Here is a 23188-nt window from a genome sequence, read left to right as displayed (position 1 = left end):
AGACTGAAGCAACGAGCCGCCACCCTTCCTCAGCCAAGGAGGATCCGTGCGCATCAGAAGACTCCGAACCCAAATGGCACTCCTGCTCGTCGCGGTGCTCGGTGTCGCGGGGCTCACCGCAGCCCCGGCCGCCACAGCCGCCGACGACCCCGTGGAAGTCCACGGCCTGAAGGGCGAGTACTACACCCAGTCCGCCCCCGGCGCCTTCGACTTCCATGAGCTGAAGGCCACCGGATTGGACACCAACCTCGACTTCGACAACCTGGAGCCGCGACTGAACTTCGCCACCGGACAGTCGGACGACGTCAACGTCCGCTGGACCGGCCGGATCGTCCCGGAGAAGACCGGCGCCCACACCTTCTCGATCATCGGCGACAACGGCTTCCGGCTGTGGGTCGACGGACGCCTCGCCATCGACCACTGGGTCGACGACTGGGACCGCGAACAGACCTCCCAGCCCCTCGACCTGACGGCCGGACAGGCCTACGACATCAAGGTCGAGTACTTCGAGCACTTCGGAGGTTCCAACCTCCATCTGCGCTGGACCCCGCCCGGCGGCACCAAGTCGGCCGTCCCGCGGTCGGCGCTCCGGCTGCCCGACGGATACGCCTACGACGGCGCCATCGCGACCACGGTCCAGGGCGACGGCCGCACCCTGCGCCTCGACTTCGCCCAGGCGCTGACCACGCCCCCGGCCGGTCTCACCGATCACGTCGAAGCCGTCATCGGCGGCGCCAAGTGGCCCCTGACGTCGGCGAAACTGGACCCGGCCGACCCGAAGTCCCTGCTCGTCGGTCTGAAAGAACCCGTCGTCGGCAACAAGACCGGCACGGCCCGCGGCACCGCCGACCTCCGCTATGACGGAAAGGGCGGCCTCTCCGGCACGAACGGCAACGTTGTCAACGCCTTCTGGAGCAGCGGCCCCAACCACTCCACCTACCAGCTGCGCACGACGTGGGCGGACGACGTGGGCCCGGGCAACGCCCACCCCGAGTACCCCCGGCCGCAGCTGACCCGGGACAAGTGGCGCAACCTGAACGGCTCGTGGCAGTTCGCCGCGGCCGAGGCCGGCGAGCAGCCGCCGGTCGGCAAGAAGCTCGGCGAGAAGATCCTCGTGCCCTACCCCGTGGAGTCCCAGCTCTCCGGCATCGAACGGCACGAGGACCGTATGTGGTACCGGCGCACCTTCACCGTCCCGTCCGACTGGAAGGTCGGCTCCGGCAAGCGCCTCCAGCTCAACTTCGGCGCCGTCGACTGGCGGGCCGAGGTCTATGTCAACGGCACCAAGGTCGCCGAACACCAGGGAGGCTACGACAAGTTCAGCGCCGACATCACGTCCGCGCTGAAGCCCGGCCGCACCCAGGAACTCATCGTCGGCGTCTACGACCCGACCGACGCGCAGGGCGGCGAGAACCCGCCGGTCGGCAAGCAGCGCCTCGACCCCAGCGGCATCTGGTACACCCCGTCCTCCGGTATCTGGCAGACGGTGTGGATGGAACCGGTGGCCGCCGACCACGTCGACTCGCTCAAGCTGACGCCCGACGTCAAGAATGGCCGGCTCACCGTCGAGCCGCAGGGCGTCCGGGACGGAGTGCCGGTCACCGCCACCGCGTACGCCGGACACCGCAAGGTCGCCACCGTGACTGGCCGCACCGGCCGGCCGCTGGTCCTGAAGATCACCGACCCGCACCTCTGGTCGCCCGACGACCCCTTCCTCTACGACCTGAAGGTGAGCGTCGGCGCCGACCGCGTCGGCAGCTACTTCGGGATGCGTTCCATCGCCGTGGAACAGGTGAACGGAACCCCGCGCACCGTCCTCAACGGCAAGCCGGTCTTCATGATGGCCACCCTCGACCAGGGATTCTGGCCCGACGGCCTGCACACCGCACCGACCGACGAAGCCCTGGCGTACGACCTGAAGATCCACAAGGAGATGGGCTTCAACGCGGTCCGCAAGCACATCAAGGTGGAGCCCGACCGCTGGTTCTACTGGGCGGACCGCCTCGGCCTGATGGTCTGGCAGGACATGCCCGCCATGACCGCCGGCGTCAACCCGAACGCCGCGTCCCGCGCCGAGTACGAACGCGAGATGAAGCAGATGATCGACGAGCACATCAGCAGCCCGTCGATCGTCATGTGGGTGACCTTCAACGAGGGCTGGGGCCAGTACGACGAGGCCCGCATCGCCGACCAGGCCAAGGCCTGGGACCCGACACGCCTCATCAACTCCATGTCGGGCATCAACCTCGGCGTGGACGGCGGCACCGGCGACATCATCGACGAGCACGGCTACCCGAGCCCCGCGCTGCCACCGTCTCCCGACGGGAAACGGGCCCTGGTCAGCGGCGAGTACGGCGGGCTCGGACTCGCGGTGCCCGGACACGCCTGGTCCGTCCAGCAGTCCTACGTGGACGTCGACCCCTCGACGTACACCGACGACTACCTGGCCCGGCTGGACGAGGTGCACAAGCTCGCCTGCAAGGGCGGCAACGGCGCCGTCTACACCCAGATCTCGGACGTGGAAGGAGAGCTGAACGGACTGGTCACGTACGACCGCAAGGTGGTCAAGCCCGACGTGAAGCGGCTGAAGGCCGCCCACGACGCGCTGATCCACGACGCGTCACAGCCGACGCCGGCGGGCTGCTCCTGACGACGAGGCGCCCGGCACACGCCTCCCCGCTGCTCCGCGTGCGCCTCGCCCCGACCCGCTGACGGGTCGTCGGCACGGTCCGCCCTCCCCGTACGAGGAGGGCGGACCGTGCCCTGTCCGTCACCCACGGGCGGGGGACCGGGCGTTCAGGCGTATCGGATCGTGAGCACGAGCAGGGCGGCCTCCCCGCACCCGTCGCGGCACGTCGGGGCGGACCACGGCGGCGCACGACGTTACTGTCGGCGGCATGGACGGTGATCGCCAAGGGTGGCGCCCATGTTTGCTCAGCGGGGCGGTGTTCGCCGTGTGCATGGCCGGCACCACGCTGCCGACTCCTCTCTACGGCCTCTACCAGGAGAAGTTCGGATTCTCCGAGCTGACGGTCACCGTCGTGTACGCCGTGTACGCCTTCGGGGTCATCGGCGTGCTGCTGCTGGCGGGCAATGCCTCGGACTCGGTGGGCAGGCGTCCGGTGCTGCTGTGGGGCCTCGGATTCGCTGCGGCGAGCGCCGTCTGCTTCCTGTGTGCCACCGGGCTGGGCTGGCTGTATGTGGGGCGGCTGCTGTCGGGACTGTCCGCCGGTCTGTTCACCGGGGCCGCCACGGCGTACGTGATGGAACTGGCACCGCCGGGCGGCGCCGCCCGGGCCACCTTCGTGGCGACGGCCGCCAACATGGGCGGGCTGGGCTGCGGCCCCCTGCTCGCCGGGCTGCTCGCGCAGTACGCGCCCTGGCCGCTGTATCTGCCGTTCGTCGTACACCTCGCCCTGGTGGCCTGCTCGGCCGCCGTCCTGCTGCGGCTCCCGGAGACCGTGCGGGAACGCCGGCCGCTGAGCACGGTACGACCGCAGCGGCCCGGCCTGCCCCCGGAGGTGCGGCCGGTGTTCGGGCCACCCGCGATCGCCGCGTTCGTGGGGTTCGCCCTCTTCGGGGTGTTCACGTCGGTCAGCCCGGCGTTCCTCACCGAGTCCCTGGACGTGCACAACCACGCCGTGAGCGGGCTGATCGTCGCACTCGCCTTCTTCGCCTCGACCGCCGGGCAGCTCGCCGTCGGCCGGGTCGGTGTCGCGCGATCACTGCCCCTGGGCTGCCTCGGGCTCCTCGCCGGGCTCGTGCTGCTCGCGGGCGCGTTGCGATGGGATGCGCTCGTGCTGGTGGTGCTGAGCGCGATCGTCGGCGGAAGCGGCCAGGGGATGGCTTTTCGCGGGGCTCTGGCCACCGTGGCGCAGGCGTCTCCCGAGCGCCAGCGCGCCGCCGTCATCTCCACCCTCTTCGTCGTCGGCTACGCGGGCATCTCGCTGCCGGTGATCGGAGTGGGTGTGCTGGTGGGCCCGATCGGCCTGGAGGGCGCGGGGCTCGTGTTCATCGCCTGCATGGCCGTCCTGGTCTCCGTCGCGGCCGTCTACCTGCTCAGGCGGCCCGCATCGGTGCGGACCCAGTCTGCTGACCAGGGAGGCCGGTGACCGTGGTTCGCGCAGTTTCTAGCCGATCAGGGTGACCTTTGGGCGGACCACGCAGAACTCGTTCCCCTCCGGATCGGCCAGCACGGTCCATGACTCGTCGCCGCTCTGCCCGACCTCCGCTCTGCGGGCGCCGAGGGCGAGGATGCGTTCGATCTCGGCCTCCCGGTCCTCGGCCGCGGACGTCAGATCGAGGTGCAGACGGTTCTTGACGACCTTGTGGTCCGTCACCGGCATGAAGCAGATGCCCACCGGGGCCGTCTCGTCCGGCCCGATCACGACCTCCCGCTCCCGCTCGGACAGGATCCGCCAGCGGAGCACCCCGGCCCAGAATCGGGCCAGGGCGGGGAGGTCGTGTGCGTCGATGACGATGTGATGCAGTGCGAGGGGCATGTCGGCCACTGTGCCCAGGTTCCGCCCGCACGGAACCCGGCAGGCGGTTTCCTGCCATCAGGAGCGTGACCCCGCAGGGGCGACGCGGGGTCACGCCGGAGGGCGCCCCGCCGTCCTCACGCCGCCGGGGGCGGACGCCTACCGCTGCCCGGTCCGGAAGTAGTGGCCCTTGTCCAGGTCCTCGATCAGGCCCGGCTGATGCGGCCGCCACCCCAGCAGCTCGCGGGTCGCCCCGCTGGAGGCCGGGCTGTCGAGGCCGAGGAAGCCCGCCAGCCAGGTGAAGTGCTCGGCGGCGTCGTCGGCGGAGACGGAACGGGTGGGCAGGTCGAGGTGGCGGCCGATGACCTCGGCGATCGAACGGATCGGCACGCCCTGATCGGCGGACGCGTGGAGGACGGATCCGGCCGGCGCGCCCTCCAGGGCGAGCCGGAAGAGGTGCGCGACGTCGACACGGTGCGCGGCCGGCCAGCGCTGGGAGCCGTCGCCGACGTACCCGGAGACGCCCTTCTCGCGGGCGATGCCGATCAGTGCCGCCATGAACCCGTGGTCGCCGTCACCGTGCACGGTCGGGGGAAGCCGTACGACGGACGACCGGACGTTCCGGTCGGCGAGGGCGAGGGTCAGGTGGGCGGTGCCCATCCGGGTTGCCGGGCCGCCCGTCAGGTGCGCGGGCATGGCGTCGGACGTGCGTCCGTCGGCCTCGGTGCTCACCTGACCTGGGACCAGCCCGAGCAGTCCGGAGGCGAGCACGAACGGTCGGCCGGAACCCGCGAGGGTCTCACCGAACGTCTCGACGGCACGGCGATCCGCGTCGGCGGCGTTCTGGAAGCCGCCCGAGAAGGCGATCTCGTGCTTGAACGCGAGGTGGACCACGCCGTCCGACGCCTCGGCGGCGTCGCGCAGGACGTCGAGGTCGTCGAGGGTGCCGCGCACGGCGTCGGCCCCGGCCTTCGTCAGTGCGGCGGCCGAGGCGTCCGAGCGGGCGAGCCCGACGACCTGGTGACCCGCGCCGATGAGTTCGGGGAGAAGTGCGGAGCCGATCCATCCGGATGCTCCGGTGACGAAAACGCGCATGAGGAGGCCTCCAGTGTTGGGCGATCGCCGCCGCGCCGGGAAGTGTGCGCGGGGCGAGCCAGCGATGTCAGTCACTGTCATCAAACGTAGCACTCGATGTCAGTGACTGTCATCGACTACGATGCCGGGCATGGGTCGCTGGCAGCCGGACGCGCGTGGCCGCCTCGAACGGGCGGCACTGGAGCTCTACGTCGAGCGCGGCTTCGAACGCACCTCGGTGGCGGAGATCGCCGAACGGGCGGGGCTGACGGAGCGGACGTTCTTCCGGCACTACGCGGACAAACGCGAAGTGCTGTTCGCGGGTTCGAGCGCGTTGCAGGAGGTGCTCGTGGGCGCCGTCGCCGGTGCTCCCGACCCCGTCACACCGATGGAAGCCGTGGCGGCGGCCCTCGAGGCTGCCGCGGGCGTGCTGCAGGAGCGCCAGGAGCACGCCCGTCGACGACAGGCCGTGATCGACGCCAACACCGAGCTGCAGGAACGCGAGCTGATCAAACTCGCCTCGCTGTCCACGGCGCTGGCCGACGCGCTGCGGCAGCGCGGCGTCGACGACGCCACGGCGGATCTCTCCGCGGAGGTGGGCATCGCCGTGTTCAAGATCGCGTTCCGGCGCTGGGTCGAACAGGACCCGGAAGGCCACGAGGGCCGGCAGGACTTGTCGCAGGTCATCGGAGCGTCGTTGGCGGGACTCAGGGCAGTGGCGGCGGGTGCTTGAGGTCTGATACCGGGACGGGTTGAAGTCGCCCTGGGTGGTCCATGGTTCACCTCCGACTCGACGGGACCTCGGTGCCGCACCCCTCCGTCGCGGTGGCCGGGACCTGCGCAACCGGCGCGAGGTGGGGGCCTGTGACCGGGGCCAACTCCCGGTAATCAGCCTGCCGTTGCCTCTGGGGACGGTCTTCGGTTGCGGGTCCGTCCGTGGTGCGGTGAATCGATTTGCCGGGCGTTGGCGTCCTGCCATGCTGGACGTCCAGGCGCAACGAGAGGACGTCATGTCAACGGACCCCGACATAACCCTGTTCGCCGAGCGGCCGTGGTTCGCCGCCAACGAACTCCTGGCGTTCGTGGTGGAACTCGCCGCGCTGGCATGCCTGAGCTGGTGGGGGTTCACCGTCGGCCACGGCCCGGGTCCGCACATCCTGCTCGGAGTGGGGACGCCCCTGCTGGCGACAGTGCTCTGGTGGTTGATCGCGGCGCCGAAGGCGCGGCTGCGGCCGGCGCTGCCCCTCGTGCTCGTCGTCAAGGCGGTGGTGCTGGGCGGTGGCGCGGCGGCCCTCTACGGAGTCGGGCATCCCGTCGCCGCCGTGGTCATGGCGATCGTCGTGGTCGCGAACACTGCTGCGGCCGAGACCCTTCGCCGCACGGTCCCCGGCCGGACCGCAGGACGGGAGGGCACGACCGGTTCACCGGAGATCGGCTGAGACCGACGGAATTGCGTCCACGGCCCCGATCGTCCCCATCCCTGCCTTCACCCCTGGGGCAGAGACGACGGTGAGGTTGTCCGGATTCGAGCAGCGGGCCTGCCCGAGGGCGGCGCGAGGTGAGGGCGGTGGCCCCTCCCGAGTGCCGCTCGGGGTCCGAGGGGCGGGGCTTCGCATGTTGCCGCGCGGGAGACGGGTGACAGGCCTTCCCCCGTCCCCGGTGGAGTCGGGGAGCGCACCTCATCAGGGGCTCCACCGGGCGACCGCACGGAGATCCCGGCCGCTCCGTAGCGCAGCAGGCCGGGAGGATTCACGCCTGGAACTCGGTCAGGTCGATGGCGTGGATGCTCAGCGGGAAGCCGTACACCGGGTGCGTCATCTCGCTCTCCGGCTTCATGCCGAGCTTGCGGACGACGTTCTCCGAGGCGTCGTTGCCCATCCGGTTGATGCTGATGACGCGGTCGAGGCCGCGGTCCTGGAGCGCGAACTCCAGGGTGGCGTGAGCGGCTTCGGACGCGTAGCCCTGGCCCCAGAACTGTGAGCCGAACCGCCAGCTGATCGCCACTGCGGGCAGCACCTCCGGCAGGTACTCGGGTACGGACAGTCCCGCGAAGCCGGCCATCTCACCCGAGCCCAGCAGTTCCACGGCGAAGAGGCCGAAGCCTTCCTCGTCCCACTCCTCTTCCCACCGCTCGATGGCCTCGGCCGTGTCGTCCAGGTCGCGCACGGACCCGTCGTCGATCCAGTGCATGACCTGGGGGTCCGCGTTGATGTCCGCCATGGGGGCGAGGTCGTCGTCGTACCAGCGGCGGAGAAGGAGGCGGGGGGTGCGGATCTCGGTCATGACACCCATCCTGCCCTACGGGCGGAGCACCGGCCGGTGGCCCCAGGGTGCGGGGACATGCCGCCGCGGATCACGGCCGCGAGGCGGGACCGGCCTGCCCAGTGCCTGCGGGCACCCTGTCCGCAGGCACAGGCGCCCGGTCGGCGGTCACGATCGGTTTGTCGTCATGTCACCTTCCGGTGGAGCCGTCCCTTTGGTTCCTTCGCCCGGCGGCGGCGACGTCACGCATGGCCAGCAGAAATCGCCGCACCGTGGCCAGGTCCTCCTCGTCGAAGGTGCGCATCGAGGCGACCATCTCGTCGATCAGCGGACCGAAGAAGGACCAGCCCAGGGCGACGGCCTTGTCCGTGACGGTGAGCAGGACCCGCCGGCGGTCGTGGGTGTCCCGCTCCCGGCGGACGAGCTCCAGACCCTCCAGCCGGTCGATCAGGGCTGTGGTCGACGCCGAGTTCACCCCCAGCTGCGCGCCGAGCCATCCGGGGGTGGCGGGCGTGTCGGCCCGGCCGGCGTCCAGGAGGTGGATCAGCGCGCGCACATCGGTGGGATGCAGGCCATGGAGGCCGGCGAACTCGGCGGCGAAGAGATCGAGTTCCACGGTGACGGCCCGCAGCAGGTGGACCAGTTGCAGGTCGGGGTTCCGATCGTCCATATGTCCTCCCGATGATATTATCTCGACCATCGAGAGTATCGTTGGTCGAGTAATTATAGGCGGCGATCATGGTTGGCGAGGCAGAATTCCAGGCGGCGTACGACACTGTCCTGCGCCGGTGGCCCGTCGAGGTCGGCAGCGTCGATGTGCCGACTCCCTACGGCAGCACCCGGGTCCACGTCACCGGCCCGAAGGACGGCACCCCGCTCGTGCTGCTGCCCGGCGGCGGGACCACCTCGGTCGTGTGGTTCGCCAACGCCGGGCCCCTGGCCGCCGCCTGTCGGGTCTACGCGCCTGACCTGATGGGAGACATCGGCCGCAGCGTCCACGACGGGGCGCCACTGCGCGGCGCCGATGACCTGATGGCGTGGCTCGACCCGCTCTTCGACGAGCTGCGACTGGACGGGGCGCATCTGTGCGGCCACTCCTACGGCGCCTGGATCGCCCTGAACTACGCGCTGCGCGCACCCCACCGGCTCGGCCGCCTCGCGTTGCTGGACCCCACCAACTGCTTCGCCGGCCTGAGCCTTGGATACCTCGTGCGTGCCCTGCCGATGTTGCTCAAGCCCAGCGGCGAACGTGTGGAAGCCTTCCACCGGTGGGAGACGGGCCGTACGCCGGAGGATCCTGCCTGGCAGACGTTCCTGGGCAGCACCGCCACCGCACGCCGGTCGAAGGTCGTCGCCATGCGGCGCCCGAAGCCGGAGGATCTGACGGCCTGCGCGGTTCCGGCGCTGGTACTCCTGGCCGGTCGCAGCCGCGCCCACAACGTGCGGCGCGTGGCCGCCGAGGCCCGCCGACTCATGCCCGGGGCGACCGTCGCCCTCCTCCCGAACGCCTCCCACCACTCGCTCCCCACGGAACAACCGGCCGTACTCAACCGTGTGCTGACGCAGTTCCTGTCCTGAGCGTCCGGCGTCCGGCGTTCTCGGGCCTCCGGGGCTCGCCCGCGAGCCTGAGCCTGTCCGGCCAGGCCGCAAGGGGCCGTAGTTTTGGACGGGTCGACGGGGGCAACCGGCCGTCATGGAGACGAATGACAGCACGGAAGAAGTGATCGACACCCAGGGGGACGAGCATCACGTCGTCCTCAGCGCCGACACCAACGGTGACGGCAGGACCGACGTATGGATGACCGACACCACGGGTGACGGCAAGGCCGATCTCTACCAGTTCGACACCACGGGCGACGGGGAGATCGACCTGACGATGGTCGAGCGGGCCGACGAGCCGGGAGCCGACCGGGTCGTGGTCGAAGGCGACGGCGGCCACCCGGTGGAGACCTGAGCTTGGTCAGAGAGCAGACGGCGCCTCGCTCAGTGCTCGCGGAGGCCGCACTCGGCCGGGTAGAGAGTGCAGCCCCGAACGACCTCGGCGGGTGCTTGTGGTGCTCGTGGTGCTGGCCTGAGTTGGATGCACGCGGCGCCCGAAGCGTCGGCCGTCAGGGCATCGACACGTACTGTCGGAGCAGGTCGTTTGAAGGGCGGGGCGTGCACTTCAGCCTCGGCCGGTGTATGGAAAGGCATGCCTTCGAGGAAGGCGATGGCGGTCAGACCGCCGTCGGGCTGGAGTTCCGCCTCCTCAACGGTCAGTCGCCAGTGCAGTCCTGCCTCGGCCAGGAGTCGCTTGCCGCTACGCCCGTGGGCGAGAAGGACGTGGTGACGGCTGCGGATGTGCCGCGCTATGGCGCAGCAGAGCGGGACGTCGGCGCCGTAAGGAGTGCTCACCCGGTTGTGGCCGGCGGCAGGGAAGCAGCCCAGTGCGTCGGACAGGAGCCCGACGGCCGCGTCTCTGACGCGTGGCCGCCGGCCGTGCTCGACGAGATCCAGCAGGATCGGGGTGGCCGCGTAGGCCGCCGACTTGACCCGCGGCCGGCTCACGCTCGGCGACATCGATCACCCCCTCGACGCCTTCACCCAGCAGGCCGCCGTCGACTACATCCACCTCCGGCACCAGCGCTGGCCACATACCCGCAACCCTCACGTGTTCGTCAGCTCGCAGACCGCGCACACCCGGGCCCCGGTCACAACCGGCTGGATGCAGCCTCTGCTGCGCGGCCTCCCGGTCACCGCCCAGCAACTTCGCGAGGACCGAATCCTCGAAGAGGCCGCCGTCACCGGCGCTGACCCGCAGCACCTATGCGCGGTGTTCAACATCACTCCGGAGACCGGAACTCCGCTACACCCGCTTCTTCCACCCCGACCCCACGGACAGCGACGACGCATCCGGCTGCAACATGGAGACATCGTGACCGACCACCACGCTCACCTGCTCGCCGCCATCGTCGAGCTCGGCGGTGAGCTGGAGCTCCCAGCTACCCGTAACGGGCGCTTCAGGGGCGCGGTCATCCCAGAAGGCTGCGCGGTCAGCGCCGGCCGCCGCCGATGCGGCGGTCGTCGGCCAGTGCGGTAAGCGGGCCGAACTCGCGGGCAAGCTGGTTCCACGTCAGAACCTCGCCACAGCGGGCCGGGAACTCCTTCGGGTTGAACTCGGGCATGGTCCAGGTGCCAGTGCCCCGGTCCCGCAGCCACAGGTCCCCGTCACCGTCGACCACAGTCGGCGGGACCGGTACGGGCTCGGCCTGATCGGTGGGCTCCCAGGTGACCCGGCCCGGGTGGGAAACGCGGCGCAGCTCGGTGGTGGCCAGCCGCGCGGCCAAGTCACGGGTGGACTCTTCGGCGTCCTTGACCGACGCGAGTCGGAATGCGTCGTCAAGTACGGGCAGGGCTGGATTCTTGCTGCGCTTTGAACTCATACGCTGACTACCTCCGGTGGGGGGCGTCACATCCGTTATGGCACCCCGTAGAGGAACACGGTATCCGAGGCGGGAGCCGGGCCGGCTACGACCACTGTCCAGGTGGAGGCGCTGGCACACCGGGCGGTGGGGCTAGGTGGTGAGCTGGTCCTGGACGTGGCGCAACCCGTGGTGGTAGCGCTCAGATATGGCGGTCCGGGTCTGAGAAGGTGAGGCCGCCGGGGGCGAGCGGACGTCGGGCGGGTGCGGGCTCGGGCTCGGTCTCGCTGGGCGGCTGGCGGAAGTCGGCGCCCTGCTCGACCGGGATCAGCTGGCGCCCACCCGCCTGGGCGGGTACGGGAGCGTCGGAAGCGGGCTCGGAGAAGGCGGGCAGCGAGAGCGGTCGACGGTCGGTGATGATCCCTAGTCTCCCAGGTCCGGCCCTGCGGGTAGGGCCAGGCCGCTATCAGCGGTGATAGTGCTCTGGCCCTGGCCAGCAAGGCCAGGCTGGTTGTTTCAGCTCACCAGAACAGAGCGGTTGAGCCACCGCTACCGCCGGTGAACCGGCCCGGACCGCCGAGGCCGGGCGGCACACTGCGCGGGTGACCACGACCCCCGCCTGAACCGGGTTCAGAAACCTCCACGCTCAGACCCCGACGCCAGCGCGTGCGCCCAAACCCTCCCGACCTGGCCCCGGCCGCCCACTCGGTTCAAGAAACAGCCGTTCGGCAACCCGTCACGACGGGGGACGGGTCCTCGCAACCGGCGAGGCATACACCAGACCCGCCCATCACAAGAAGGGCACCAAGCCCCGCCGACTGGATAAATGACAAGCTAATGGCACCGGACCCGCGATGGCCGCGACATTTGCCCCGCCTGCTGGATGAAAGAACGACGATGATCGCCAACCGACACGCGACGAACGCCCAGGTTCGAGGCGCCGAGTGATCAGTATTCGCGAACTCAGGCGCTTTAGTCGGCGACTACATCGGAGACAGCACCCGAGCCGAAATCGCCTACGCCCGGTCGCTGGGCAAGCCCGTGCGGTTCACGCACCCCGAAGTCGACCCTGACGCCTGACGTCCCGCTGCCACCTCGACAACCAGGGCCGGCAGCCCGCCGCCTGACCGTCTCGCGGTGGCTTCGGCCGCCGCCCACCCCACACCCTCCGCAGGCATCCCTTGGAATTGATCATCTAGGGGCACGCGAGGCGTAGCCCAGGCGGCGGGCGAGCCCATGGTCCCGGACCGTGATCGGTCCGGCGCCTGTTCCCTGGTGCCCCGGCAGGATGCGAACCCGCGACGCTCGCTTCGGAGTTCGAGCCGGCCTCGCATGAGGCGGCCGTGCATTCCCGTGATTCCCCGGTGTACCTCGCTCGATCCGGTGCGCTTGTGGCTGCGGGGTACGCGGCACGGACCGCCAGTGATCCTTGGTCTGCTCCGAGTTCGTCCAAGAGGTCGAGGAACCATGCGAAGCGGATCAACGTCGTGCCATGTCATGAGCAACCTCAAGCCTGGGTCCTTCGCCTGGCTCCCCTGGACCGTCTCTTGGCTCTTCGGAGGCGCCGTGGCCTACGGCGCGTGGTCTCTGACTGTCTGGGCGCGCGCGTACTGCGATGCGGGATTCGAGGCCGGCGGCCGCTTCGAACTCAACATCCTGCTTCCCTTGACCACAGTGGTAGGGGGCCTCGCTGGGCTTGCGACGTTGGCGATCGGGCGCCTCTTGGTGCTTCATGCTCCGACGGTTGTGCGCGCGTGTTTGCCGGCGCTGCTGGTGGTCTCCGTCACGGTCTTGCTGGCGTGGTGGTTCTTCGCCGCCGCCGGCACCCTGGACGGCTATCCCGGCGACTCCGGCCGCTGCCCCGCCAGCAACATCCCACCGCAGTGGCCTGATTGGATACCTGCCTGACCTGTGGCGAATCGAGCGAGCTTGGTGCGGGTGTCGCAGACCGCGTCGGCAGCGTGCGCCTGCGCCCGAGTGGAGGCACGCTGGAAGGTGAGGTCGGGCCAATGAATGGTCGGGCCCAGAAGTGGCGGTGCACCGACTTCGCCGGAGCGTCGGGAGACGGGTGACGGGAAGGTATCCATGCCCCCGGTCTGACGGGGCCGGGTCCGCCGAGCATCGGCAGGAGCCTGAGTTGGAGCCTGAGTTCCCCGCGTCCTCGCCCGGAGCCCTTCGCCGGGCTGTGCGGCACCAGGCACTGCGGGCTGCTTGGCCGCCGGCGGCTGGTATCGGCGTCGCCTGAGTGCGGAGGCCGGTGCGGCCATGGGCGAACAGCCGGCTTGGCGAGATCTGAGGTCAGGGATGGCGAGTCAGAGCAGGGACCACGCGCTCGACCACGTGGTGGTCGTCGTGGCCGAGAACCGGTCGTTGGACAACATGCTCGGCCGACTGTACGGGCCTCAGGACGGCAAGACGTTCGAGGGAGTGACCGGCAGGGATCTCACGAATCCGATCCCGGAATGGGCCGAGCACGGCGCCGACCGCAAGGTGGTGCCGTACACGGTGGCAACGGACATGGACAGTCCCAATCCCGATACGGGGGAGGAGTATGCGCACACCAACACGCAGCTCTTCAACATCCTCGGCGAGCAGAACCGCTTCAAGCTCGGCGAGGAGATCTCAGCGCCGTACAACGCGCCCGAGTCCGGCCGGGCACCCACGATGGACGGCTTCGTCACCGACTACATCAGCACCCTGACCGGCGAACTGGGCCGCCAGCCCACCTATGACGAGCGAGGGGTTCCCTGACGATCCCAAGGCCGAGGTCCCTCCGGAACAGGCCCTGCAGATCATGCGTGACTTCCTCGCCATCCACTTCCCCCGCCTGGTACCACCCACCCAGGTACCGGAGACCCCGCAAACCTGACGCACGCTGCACATGGGCCCCCGGATGCCGTCGCTGCGCAGTCCCGAGCCAGTTGCGGCCATGGAATCAAGGTCTCGATCACCGCCAGCGTCACCGCCGATGCCGGCTGCCGCGGTCCAGCCCACTCCTCGGTGCGAACCGCTGGAACGGTGGTCGGTGAAGTCTCCTCGGCTGGTGAACCGGTCACCAGAGACTCTTCCGTTCCAGGCATCGCGTCCTGGATCATCACGGCATGGACTCTGAGTACGCGGCCTATGTGGCCCGCTTCGGCTGGACCGGCCGAACGGTGTTGATGACCCTGATCAGCCTCGCTTTCTTCGGCTGTGCCTTTCTCCCGAACGCTTCGCTCGGTATGGCCGTGCTGGTTGGCGCCTTCGGGCTCGTCGGGCTCATGGTGTTCACCGTGGCTGCGCTTTCTCGCAAAGTCGCGCTCCGGATCGACGAACAAGGCGTCACGCTCGGGGCAGGCCCACTTCCCGTGGGCTACAAGACGGACGTCGTCCCGTGGAAGGACATCGTCTCCGTCGTGCTGTGGACTCAACACGTAGGCCGGCAGAAGATGCCGTACATAGGTCTTCAACGGAGGCAAGGATCTCCGCCGCTTCCGGGCCTGTCGTACGGCCCACGCCTCAAGCGGATCAACGAGAGTTTGGTTCCTCACGTATCACCTGAGATCGTCGAGGCGAGCAGGCCGATCAACTTGTGGAACCTCGACCGCCTTCGCCTCGAATCCGCAGTGGCAACCTTCGCGCCAGAGGTCAATGTCCTCGACGTCAGCGATAGCTGAACCCCGGACGATGGCCCCTGCGTCAGGGCGAAGTGCTGTCCGGGCCGCGGGCTCCGTCGGCAGGACTGCGACCCCCGCAGCCCAATTCCTGGAACGATGTCCGCCGTTGTCACTTCGGGCCTGTGCACCAGAGGTACTCGTCAATCCGCATCAGTTCGGGAAGCTGGGGCAACGCCGGTAGTTGGGTTGCTGAACGGGGCGAACGGCGGTGGTGCCGCCTGTCCGGGCCTCGTCGTTCTCATGGACGGGCCCCGTCGCCGTACACCCGTGTTCGTCGGCTCGCGCGGCCCGGTCCGTGGCCTGGGTGGATGAACGTTAGGGTTTGTCCAGTCCGATTCGGCTTGGCGTAGTGATGTCATGGGTCATGGGTGATGCATGGAGGGCAAGGCGCGTCCCGAGGCGACCGCTGAGCAGGCGTTGTACGAGATGGACCGCCTGATCGCGCTGGCGCAGTTCGGGCAACAGGACATCGCCGGACGGCTCGGGCTCAACGTCACCGACCTGACCTGTCTCGGGTTCGTGATCGAGGCGTCCTTGGCCGGTGAGTCCCTGGGGGCGAGCGATCTCGCCGCGCGAGCCCGGTTGAGCACGGGCGCTGTCACCGGTGTGCTCAACCGGTTGGAGAAGGCTCGCTTCATCCGCAGGGAGAGTGACCTGACGGACCGTCGACGGGTCTGGGTCGTGATGGACGAGTCCGCCCAGGCGCGGATCCTCGAGGTCTACGGCCCCTTCTACGAGCGTCTGCGCCTCTTGTTCGCCGACTTCACCGGCGACGAGGTCGCGGTCCTGGCGGACTGGTTCTCCAAGGCCAGGACCGCGATGCAGGCGAGCTTGGACGACCTCCGTGACGCCGCCCGGGCCGAGGGCCCGTCACCCGCACAGGACTGAGTGTCCGGGCGGGCTCAGTGCTCGCCCCCGCCCCCGCGCCGTACCGCTGAAGCCGCTGCCGGCACGGCTGACCGGACAAGCGGCGTGCTCCCTTGGGGTGTACGCGCGGACGGAAACGGCCTGCTCCCGGACACGGCGGCGCCGCGGCGGGCGCCTGTTCGTCCGGCGACGCGGCAGCCGAGGCAGTCGGGGTGCCCCTGGGCGGCTTCGTGGTCCCTGACGCGCCAGGTCTGTTCATGGACGGACCGGGGTCCGCCCGGCTTGCCCCAGCCGCTCAGATGCAGCACCCAGGTGACCAGCGCGGCGAGGGCGATGATTCCCGCGCCGAGCACGAGACCCGGCGCCGAGCCCCTCGTCATGGCCGCTCCCTCGACACAGAAACCGATCACCGCGACGGCGGTACCGGTCCATCCGGCGACGGTGTGGCCCAGGTCGTGTGTTCCATGCAGACCGCTCATGAGTCTCCTCGGAGTGGCGAGGCGCGAGAGAAGATTTATCTCGCGAGCTAAAATATCTGGCGCCATCGTAGGACCACCGAAGGGGGAGGGCAAACCGGTAGTGAGGGCGGAAGGCCGGGCGGTCGGCTGTCGGTGCACCTCGCCCGGCGGGGCGAGGTGCCGAACAGACTGTCCCGCCTCGAGGTGACCCTGTGCCTCGCTGCTCGGGTGGGGATCTCGGGGACGGGCTCCAGGGCGGGGATTTCGGGCAGGCCCGGGGGCGGGCGGCAAACGTGCCTACGCGCTGCCCGTCAGAGGGCGCAGCACGGCCGCGCCGACGCGCAGGACCGCGGACACGGGTGGTCCCACCCACCGGGTCAGCTCGCGCGGCAACGCGGGGTCGAACTCGATCGTCACTCGGACGTATCGCGTGTGCAGCCGTGTGACCTTGGAATGGCGCGGTGCGGCGGCATCCGGCTCCCGCTGCAAGGCGGCTCGGTAGGTGTCCCTGCGCTGATTCACATCGAGTCCTGACGCTTGATGAGCTCGTCCGCGAGATCCATGTACGCCGATCCCTTGACCTCGACAGGGCTGCCGAACGACTGGGAGTACAGGTCGAGTCGTGGAATGTGGGTGGACAGCACGTCGAAACCGCGCTCGGTGAGCGCTTCGCGGGCGTCGGCGTCGGGACCGGTCCGTGTCGCGTCGGGGCGGTTCGTACGGTTCAGCAGCACAGCGGCGTGGGCCGGCACAGCCCGCAGGGACTGTACGTCGCCCATCTCGCCGCCGATGGGTGCCATACGGTCCAGTTCGATGGGGGACGGGGTGACCGGCACGATCCACTCGCTCGCGTACCGCATGACGCTCCGGGCGATGTGGGCGTGGTCCTCCATCTGCGGCGCGTCGAACACGACGGCCCGCCGGTCGCCCAGGAAGTCGTTCACGCGACGGTGCACGTCACCGACCGGAAGGGAGAACACCGGGAACGGGAAGCCTCCCGCCAGTTCGCTCCACCGCAGCGCCGAGGAAGCGGGGTCACTGTCCACCAGCAGCGGTGAGAAGCCCGACTCGTGCAGCGCGTGAGCCAACCACACCGCGCTCGTCGTCTTGCCCACTCCGGGTTTCAGGTTCACAAAGGCATAGCTCATCGACACAAGCGGCAACGCTAGTGACCGCGGGAACCGGATACCCCCGACGCGGGGTTTACCGTCCCATCCTTCACTCTGCGGCGCCGGTGAATCATTCCTATGGATCAACGCGGCGGTGGCCGGGCCACCACGGTGCTCGTGCCACTCGCGCCCGCGATGCCGATGTCCGGCCCATCCGTGATGATCGGACGGGGACGAGCGAGGTGCCCCGACCCTCCGCGACGGCAATGGAGTGCGCTGATGGAGCTGAATCTGGCAGGACGGACGGCACTCGTCACCGGCTCGACACAGGGGATCGGCGCGGCGATCGCTCTGGGGCTGGCCCGGGCCGGCGCCCGCGTCGGCGTCAACGGGCGGGACGCGCGCCGGGTGGAGGAGGCCGTCGGACGCGCCCGGGCCGAGGCGCCCCAGGCGGACCTGGTGGCCGTGACCGCCGACGTCGGAACCGAGGAAGGAGCTGCCCGTGCCCTGGAGGTCCTCCCCGAGGTGGACATCCTGGTCAACAACCTGGGGATCTTCGGGGCCCGGCCGGCCCTGGAGATCAGTGACGACGAATGGCGGCGCTACTTCGAGATCAACGTGCTCGCCGCCGTCCGCCTCACGCGTCTCTACCTGCCCGGCATGACGGACCGGGGCTTCGGCCGCGTCCAGTACATCGCCAGCGACTCGGCGGTGGTCATCCCGGCGGAGATGATCCACTACGGCATGTCCAAGACGGCGCTGCTGGCCGTGAGCAGGGGATTCGCCAAGGCGGCCGCGGGTACGGGCGTCACCGTCAACTCCGTCATCGCGGGCCCCACGCACACGGGCGGCGTCGAGGACTTCGTCTACGAACTCGTGGACCGCGACCTGCCCTGGGACGAGGCACAGCGCGCCTTCATGCGCGAACACCGCCCCCAGTCCCTCCTGCAGAGACTGATCGAACCCGAGGAGATCGCCAACCTCGTCGTGTACCTCAGCTCGGACCAGGCGTCGGCGACGACCGGGGGCGCCGTGCGGGTCGACGGCGGATACGTCGACTCGATCCTTCCCTGACGCGGTCCGTCGCTCAGGGCCTCCGACGGTCGGAACGGGAGCCGAAAGGGCCGTGAAGGCGCCGGGCGGAGTGCGGGCGTGCGGGATGCTCCCATCCGGCACGGGGTACGGCTCGGGGCGGTACCCCGCGCGCCAACTCCCCGGTGGGGCGATGGTGTCGGCGCCGATCCATGGAGGCGTACCGGACTTGTGCTCCCGCACAGGTCCACCCCCGTACCGCTGTGCGCCCGCCTCCCGAACGCGCCGGCCCCCTGTACCCGGCACAGGGCGGCTGATGCCATGCCCGGCATGTCTCCCGTTTCTCCATCATCTCCGGTCCCGCGCGAACCGACAGCACTGCACGCGGCAGTGGCATCGGAGCGCCACCCATGAGCGCCGCCGACGGACAGTCGCTCGCCGTCGTGGTCTTCCTCGGCTTCGTCGCCGTGTCCCTGCTGCTCTGCGGACTGGCGGCGGCCGACCTGGACGACCCCGAGCACTTCTACGCGGGCGGCAGCGCGGCCTTCGGACCGGTCGGAGGCGGGCTGGCCATCGCCGGTGACTACATCTCCGCGGCCACCCTGCTCAGCACTACGGGCGCGGTCGCCCTCGACGGGGCGGACGGCATCCTCTTCGCCTGCGCCACCATCGTCTCGCTCTACCTGGTCATGCGGATCCTCGGTGAACCCCTGCGCCGCACAGGCGTGTTCACCCTGGGGGACTTCCTCGCCGACCGGCTCGGCGCCCCCTCCGTACGCCGGGCCCTCGGCGTCGCCACCCTCGTCGTCCTCACTCCGCTGCTCCTGGTGCAGCTCTCCACCGCCGGCCGCATCATGGCCGCCATGTTCGGGCTCCCCGACGGCGCGCTCACCGGGTGCACCGTCGCCGGTGGCACCCTGATGGTCTGCTACGCCGCGTTCGGAGGGATGCGCGGCATCGGATACGTACAGATCCTGAAGGTCGGTGTGGCTCTCACCGCCATGCTGCTGCTCGCCGGGATCGTCCTCGCCCGGTACGGATGGTCACCACCGGCCCTCATCGACGCCGCGCGGGAGCGCTCCGGAGCGGGCGGCGCCTACATGAGCCCCGGACTGCACTTCGGCCACTCCGTCGCCGGGCGCCTCGACCTGATCAGTTTCGAGGCCACGCTCCTGGTCGGCGCCGCGTGTCTGCCGCACATCACCATGAGGCTGTACCCGGTCCGGGACGCCCGCACCGCGCGGCGCGCCGTCGGCTGGGCGGTGGGCCCTGTCGCGGTGGTGTGCGCCGGAGTCGTGGTGGCCGGGCTGGGTGCCTGCGCCCTCATCGGGCGGGACCTGCTGCGGGCCGCCGACCCCGGGGGATCGACCGCCCTTCTGATGGTGACGGGCGCTCTCGACCCGGTCGCCGGCGGTGCCCGGCACAGCATGCTGTTCGCGATCGTCGCCTGCGCCGTCTTCGCCACCACCCTCGCCGCCGTCGCGGGCATCACCCTGGCCGCCGCCTCCAGCCTCGCCCGCGACTTCGGCGGCCGGCCCGCCCACGGAACCGGCGGCCGTTCGGCGGCCGGAGAGATACGCCGGGCGCGGCTGGCCATCGTGCTGGTCGGAGCCGTCGCCGTCGTCCTGGCGGCGACGCTCGGGGACCGCGGGAGGCTGACGCTGATCTCGTTGTCGTTCACCGTCGCGGCCTCGGTGCTCGCACCGGTCCTGCTGTACGCGCTCTTCCTGCCCGGCCACTCCGCCACGGGCGTGCGCTGGACCGTCTACGGGACCCTTCCGCTGATCGTGCTGCTGCTGTCCGGATCCCCCGCGGTGTCGGGCACATCCATCGCGCTCTTCCCCGACGACGACTTCCACTGGTTCCCGCTCCAGACACCCGGGTTGGTCACCATCCCGGCGGGCTTCCTCCTCGGGCTCGTCGGCCGCACTCGTACCCGCGCCTCCGAGCACCCATGGAGGGAAAGGACCGGACCGGTACCGCCCGGACCGGGCAGATTCGACCCTGCGGGGCGCCCTTGAAGCTCCGCTCGTGGCCGGCCCCTGCCCTGTCGGCCCCTGCCCTGTGTCCCCGGTCCTCCCGGTAGGGGTGTTCCTTCGCCGAGGTCGGCAGTCCTTGCGGGAGCCGCCGACCTCACGCCCCACCGGCCCGCCTCGACTCGACCAGCCGGGCCAGATTGTCCAACGCCATGCGCGTTCCGGTCTCGTTGTCGGCGGCGGGCACCGCGTCCGGGACTCCCTCGTGCACGATGACGACCTCGGTGCCGCCGTCCACCTCGGTCAGTTCCGTGGTCATGGTCATCTCTCCGCGGAGCCCGGGATCGGCCGTCTCGAACTCGACCACCTCGACCACCCGTTCGTCCGGGACGAGCTCCACGAAACGGCCGTGGTAGGTGTCGGTGTGCGCCTCCGTCTTGCCGGTTCCGCTCGGTGCGTCGTAGGTGAGCGAGACCCGGAAGGCCCCACCCTCGTGGGCCTCGAACTGGTGCACCTCGCCGCGCATACCGGTCGGCACCCGCCACTTCGCGACAGCGTTCGCGTCCAGCAGCGCCCGGTAGACCTCTTCTCGCGAGGCGTTCATCCGCCGCGAGACGCGCGTCGTATACACGTCTTTCAGGCTGCCCAGGGCGGACGTGGCGCGTCGGCCGACGCCGCGGGCTCGGGGGTCAGCTCCGGCCGCGGATCATCGACATCAGCAGGTCGTGGGTCTCGGCGTCGGCGGCTGCCACGAGCCCGCGGCCGTTCGCGCCGATCGGGGCGCCGTCGATACCTGTGACCACGCAGCCGGCGGCCCGGCACACGGCGATGCCGGCGGCGAAGTGCACGCTCCCGGACAGGTCACCGCCATCGGTCACGTACGCGGCGCGTCTGCCCGCGGCGACCCAGGCCAGCGCCAGCGTCGTGGACACGACCCGTGGTCTGAACCGTTCCACGAACCCGGGGTGGGCGAGCAGGTCAACGGCCCGGAATCCGGGCGCGTTCGGAAAGGGTGGGTCCAGGTTGACGTCCACCAACTGCGTGGCGGGCGTGGGCGACAGCCGTGTGTCGACCCCGTCGTGCCGCACCCAGGCGACCTCGCCGTCGGTGAAGAAGACCTCGTCGCCGAACGGGTCGGCCACCGCCGCCGCCCCATGGCGCAGGGCCACGTTGACCGCCACCAGCATGCTGCCGGAGGCGTAGTTCAGGGTGCCGCACAAGGGATCGACCAGCCACTGGCGAGCGGCCCCGGCGGCTCCTTGCCGGCCGCCCTCTTCGCCGAGCACCGCGTCGTCGGGCCGTGCGGCACGAAGGACGTCCAGGATCGTCTTCTCCGCCAGCACGTCGGCCGTGGTGGCGAAGTCCCCGCCCCCCTTGTCGACGCGGGCGAGCCGTCGGCCGTACAGGCTGCGTACCACGTCCGCGCCAGAGCATGCCGCCGCCGTCGCGACCTCGGCGTCCTCCCGACAGGTGTACGAATCGATCATGGTGTTCAGAGTATGGGGCGGAGCGAAGCCCGTGGCGGGTTCTGGCAGAGTTCGTACACTGGGGGGCGGTCGAAGGCCTGGTCATGGAAGTCGGATGGTCCCTTGTCATGCGTCGGTATGGTCGCCGGGAAGGCGCGGCAATAGGGGGAGTCCGTTGGAACACGATCTGGCTGTCTTCGACAAGAGCGGTGTGACGACGGATGGTGAACCCCTCGGAACCCGGGTCCTGGCGGGACGGCCGACCCGGCTCGCGACGGTCGAGGGCATGACCGCATACGGATGCGCTTCCGTCATCCCGCGCGAACGCCCCACCGACGAGCGGCAGATGTTGGGTGCAATGAGCAAACTGGCCAACCCGTACGTGGAGTTGTGCACCGTTACGCTCGTGGGGGTGGGTCGATGACCGCCGCCCCCGAGGACCGGACCGTCGGCCAGGATGGTCGCGGCGACCTGCACGTCTGTGATCTCGACGGCACGCTGCTGCGCTCCGACGCCACCCTCAGCCCGTTCGCGCGCGACGGACTCAACCAACTCCTGGACTCAGGGGTCGCGTTGACCGTCGCCAGTGCGCGCAGCGCCGCCGCCATGGCGACACTGCTCGCCGGAGTGAGGCTGCGCCTGCCGGTCGTCGAACTCAACGGCGCCTTCCTCACCGACCTCGCGACCGGGCGGCACCTCGCGCGTCGCACGCTCGACGTCGCCGCCACGCTGGTCGCGATCGACACGCTGGAGGCGCTGGGCACCCAGGCGGTCCTCACCACCTGGGACGGCGTCGCCGACCACGTCCACTTCGGCACGGGGCTGAACCCCGCGGCCACCTGGTACATCGACGAGAAGCGAGCGTACGGCGACCCGCGCTTGCGGCCCTGTGCCGACGTCCGGGCCGTGGCGCGCGCCGAGTACACCGCTGCGGTCATCGCCTTCGTGCCGGACGACCGGGCCGAGCGGACCGTGGCCGAACTGGAGAAGGCCCTGCGGGGGAGCGCGGCGGTGCTCGCCGCCGCGAACCGGTACGTGCCCGGCTGGTCGGAGGTGCAGGTGGCGCATCCGGAGGCCGAAAAGGGGTGTGCGGTACGGAACTTGGCTCAGGCCGTCGGGATGGCGGACACGCGCCTCACCGTGTACGGCGACCATCTCAACGACCTGCCGATGTTCTCCGTCGCAGACCGGCAGGTTGCGCCTGCCAACGCGCACCCTGACGTGCTCGCCCTCGCCACCGCGGTCACCGCGGCGAACGACGAGGACGGTGTGGTGCGGCACCTGCTGCGCGAAGAAGGCCTGCCGCGTTCCTCGTGATGCAAGGCGGCGGATGCGCGAGGTCCGCCTTGACCAGCCCAAGTCCGCTGGTCTCAGGGCGCCCTGGCGCGCGACCTCTTGACGGCGTT

General features: G+C 70.0%; 25 protein-coding genes. 14 read left to right on the top strand and 11 right to left on the bottom strand.

Annotated features, from left to right (window positions below; translation table 11 throughout):
* Nucleotides 1–46: 46 nt before the first annotated feature.
* Together ACWD68_RS25980 and ACWD68_RS25975 are read left to right on the top strand one after the other, a co-directional pair.
* The gene (locus tag ACWD68_RS25980) at nucleotides 47–2650 is read left to right on the top strand and encodes a PA14 domain-containing protein (RefSeq protein ID WP_451808864.1); all 2604 of its coding nucleotides are present in this window, start codon (nucleotides 47–49) and stop codon (nucleotides 2648–2650) included.
* 247 nt (nucleotides 2651–2897) lie between these two features.
* Nucleotides 2898–4112, top strand: a complete 1215-nt coding sequence (locus tag ACWD68_RS25975; protein ID WP_451808863.1) for an MFS transporter — start codon at nucleotides 2898–2900, stop codon at nucleotides 4110–4112.
* A gap of 18 nt (nucleotides 4113–4130) precedes the next feature.
* Here ACWD68_RS25975 and ACWD68_RS25970 read toward each other — a convergent pair whose 3' ends face one another.
* Entirely contained in the window at nucleotides 4131–4502 is a 372-nt protein-coding gene (locus ACWD68_RS25970) for a VOC family protein (protein WP_451808862.1), read from the bottom strand.
* Between the two features lie 138 nt (nucleotides 4503–4640).
* Nucleotides 4641–5576, bottom strand: a complete 936-nt coding sequence (locus ACWD68_RS25965) for an SDR family oxidoreductase (RefSeq protein ID WP_451808861.1) — start codon at nucleotides 5574–5576, stop codon at nucleotides 4641–4643.
* A 130-nt stretch (nucleotides 5577–5706) separates the two neighbouring features.
* Here ACWD68_RS25965 and ACWD68_RS25960 point away from each other — a divergent pair, with 130 nt between their 5' ends.
* Nucleotides 5707–6288: a TetR family transcriptional regulator gene (locus tag ACWD68_RS25960; RefSeq protein WP_451808860.1), complete on the top strand. Its 582-nt coding sequence runs from the start codon at nucleotides 5707–5709 to the stop codon at nucleotides 6286–6288.
* A 277-nt stretch (nucleotides 6289–6565) separates the two neighbouring features.
* Nucleotides 6566–6994 (top strand): YrdB family protein, encoded by a 429-nt coding sequence (locus tag ACWD68_RS25955; RefSeq protein ID WP_451808859.1) that lies wholly within the window; start codon nucleotides 6566–6568, stop codon nucleotides 6992–6994.
* 310 nt (nucleotides 6995–7304) lie between these two features.
* On the opposite strand, the gene ACWD68_RS25950 is transcribed toward ACWD68_RS25955, so the two are convergent.
* Entirely contained in the window at nucleotides 7305–7838 is a 534-nt protein-coding gene (locus ACWD68_RS25950; protein WP_451808858.1) for a GNAT family N-acetyltransferase, read from the bottom strand.
* Between the two features lie 169 nt (nucleotides 7839–8007).
* Nucleotides 8008–8487 (bottom strand): MarR family winged helix-turn-helix transcriptional regulator, encoded by a 480-nt coding sequence (locus ACWD68_RS25945; protein ID WP_451808857.1) that lies wholly within the window; start codon nucleotides 8485–8487, stop codon nucleotides 8008–8010.
* A gap of 68 nt (nucleotides 8488–8555) precedes the next feature.
* Here ACWD68_RS25945 and ACWD68_RS25940 point away from each other — a divergent pair, with 68 nt between their 5' ends.
* Together ACWD68_RS25940 and ACWD68_RS25935 are read left to right on the top strand one after the other, a co-directional pair.
* Nucleotides 8556–9395 carry an alpha/beta fold hydrolase gene (locus ACWD68_RS25940; protein ID WP_451808856.1) on the top strand — a complete coding sequence of 280 codons (840 nt, stop codon included), beginning with the start codon at nucleotides 8556–8558 and terminating at the stop codon, nucleotides 9393–9395.
* A 115-nt stretch (nucleotides 9396–9510) separates the two neighbouring features.
* The gene (locus ACWD68_RS25935) at nucleotides 9511–9771 is read left to right on the top strand and encodes a hypothetical protein (protein ID WP_451808855.1); all 261 of its coding nucleotides are present in this window, start codon (nucleotides 9511–9513) and stop codon (nucleotides 9769–9771) included.
* 29 nt (nucleotides 9772–9800) lie between these two features.
* Here ACWD68_RS25935 and ACWD68_RS25930 read toward each other — a convergent pair whose 3' ends face one another.
* Together ACWD68_RS25930 and ACWD68_RS25925 are read right to left on the bottom strand one after the other, a co-directional pair.
* Nucleotides 9801–10376, bottom strand: coding sequence for a hypothetical protein (locus tag ACWD68_RS25930; RefSeq protein ID WP_451808854.1), 576 nt, complete (start codon nucleotides 10374–10376; stop codon nucleotides 9801–9803).
* 473 nt (nucleotides 10377–10849) lie between these two features.
* Complete coding sequence (locus tag ACWD68_RS25925; protein ID WP_079403197.1) at nucleotides 10850–11239, bottom strand: hypothetical protein; 390 nt, start codon at nucleotides 11237–11239, stop codon at nucleotides 10850–10852.
* Between the two features lie 1476 nt (nucleotides 11240–12715).
* On the opposite strand from ACWD68_RS25925, the gene ACWD68_RS25920 reads away from it, so the two are divergent.
* The 4 genes from ACWD68_RS25920 (at nucleotide 12716) to ACWD68_RS25905 (ending at nucleotide 15762) form a co-directional block, all read left to right on the top strand.
* Nucleotides 12716–13126 carry a hypothetical protein gene (locus tag ACWD68_RS25920; protein ID WP_451808853.1) on the top strand — a complete coding sequence of 137 codons (411 nt, stop codon included), beginning with the start codon at nucleotides 12716–12718 and terminating at the stop codon, nucleotides 13124–13126.
* 396 nt (nucleotides 13127–13522) lie between these two features.
* Nucleotides 13523–13969: a hypothetical protein gene (locus ACWD68_RS25915; protein ID WP_451808852.1), complete on the top strand. Its 447-nt coding sequence runs from the start codon at nucleotides 13523–13525 to the stop codon at nucleotides 13967–13969.
* Between the two features lie 350 nt (nucleotides 13970–14319).
* On the top strand, nucleotides 14320–14874 hold the full coding sequence (locus tag ACWD68_RS25910) for a hypothetical protein (protein ID WP_451808851.1): 555 nt from the start codon (nucleotides 14320–14322) through the stop codon (nucleotides 14872–14874).
* A gap of 375 nt (nucleotides 14875–15249) precedes the next feature.
* Nucleotides 15250–15762 carry a MarR family transcriptional regulator gene (locus ACWD68_RS25905; RefSeq protein ID WP_451808850.1) on the top strand — a complete coding sequence of 171 codons (513 nt, stop codon included), beginning with the start codon at nucleotides 15250–15252 and terminating at the stop codon, nucleotides 15760–15762.
* 14 nt (nucleotides 15763–15776) lie between these two features.
* Here the strand turns inward: ACWD68_RS25905 and ACWD68_RS25900 are convergent, their stop codons facing one another.
* From ACWD68_RS25900 to ACWD68_RS25890, 3 genes are all read right to left on the bottom strand, one after another.
* Nucleotides 15777–16220 carry an HGxxPAAW family protein gene (locus tag ACWD68_RS25900; protein ID WP_451808849.1) on the bottom strand — a complete coding sequence of 148 codons (444 nt, stop codon included), beginning with the start codon at nucleotides 16218–16220 and terminating at the stop codon, nucleotides 15777–15779.
* Between the two features lie 276 nt (nucleotides 16221–16496).
* Complete coding sequence (locus tag ACWD68_RS25895) at nucleotides 16497–16721, bottom strand: hypothetical protein (RefSeq protein WP_451808848.1); 225 nt, start codon at nucleotides 16719–16721, stop codon at nucleotides 16497–16499.
* Complete coding sequence (locus ACWD68_RS25890) at nucleotides 16718–17332, bottom strand: nucleotide-binding protein (protein ID WP_451808847.1); 615 nt, start codon at nucleotides 17330–17332, stop codon at nucleotides 16718–16720. Before ACWD68_RS25890 ends, ACWD68_RS25895 begins: the two co-directional genes overlap by 4 nt.
* A 255-nt stretch (nucleotides 17333–17587) precedes the next feature.
* On the opposite strand from ACWD68_RS25890, the gene ACWD68_RS25885 reads away from it, so the two are divergent.
* Nucleotides 17588–18382, top strand: coding sequence for an SDR family NAD(P)-dependent oxidoreductase (locus ACWD68_RS25885; RefSeq protein WP_451808846.1), 795 nt, complete (start codon nucleotides 17588–17590; stop codon nucleotides 18380–18382).
* A gap of 368 nt (nucleotides 18383–18750) precedes the next feature.
* Nucleotides 18751–20361 (top strand): sodium/solute symporter, encoded by a 1611-nt coding sequence (locus ACWD68_RS25880; protein ID WP_451808845.1) that lies wholly within the window; start codon nucleotides 18751–18753, stop codon nucleotides 20359–20361.
* Between the two features lie 112 nt (nucleotides 20362–20473).
* Here ACWD68_RS25880 and ACWD68_RS25875 read toward each other — a convergent pair whose 3' ends face one another.
* Both ACWD68_RS25875 and ACWD68_RS25870 read right to left on the bottom strand, forming a co-directional pair.
* Entirely contained in the window at nucleotides 20474–20947 is a 474-nt protein-coding gene (locus ACWD68_RS25875; RefSeq protein ID WP_451808844.1) for an SRPBCC domain-containing protein, read from the bottom strand.
* 58 nt (nucleotides 20948–21005) lie between these two features.
* Nucleotides 21006–21803: an inositol monophosphatase family protein gene (locus ACWD68_RS25870; protein WP_451808843.1), complete on the bottom strand. Its 798-nt coding sequence runs from the start codon at nucleotides 21801–21803 to the stop codon at nucleotides 21006–21008.
* Between the two features lie 154 nt (nucleotides 21804–21957).
* On the opposite strand from ACWD68_RS25870, the gene ACWD68_RS25865 reads away from it, so the two are divergent.
* Entirely contained in the window at nucleotides 21958–22206 is a 249-nt protein-coding gene (locus ACWD68_RS25865) for a hypothetical protein (RefSeq protein ID WP_451808842.1), read from the top strand.
* Entirely contained in the window at nucleotides 22203–23099 is an 897-nt protein-coding gene (locus ACWD68_RS25860; RefSeq protein ID WP_451808841.1) for an HAD hydrolase family protein, read from the top strand. The genes ACWD68_RS25865 and ACWD68_RS25860 overlap by 4 nt, the downstream gene beginning before the upstream one ends.
* The last annotated feature ends 89 nt before the right edge of the window (nucleotides 23100–23188 follow it).

The organism is Streptomyces sp. NPDC005141 (assembly GCF_053599975.1).
Note: the sequence above shows the minus strand (reverse complement) of the source record. Positions and strands in the feature narration are given on the sequence as shown.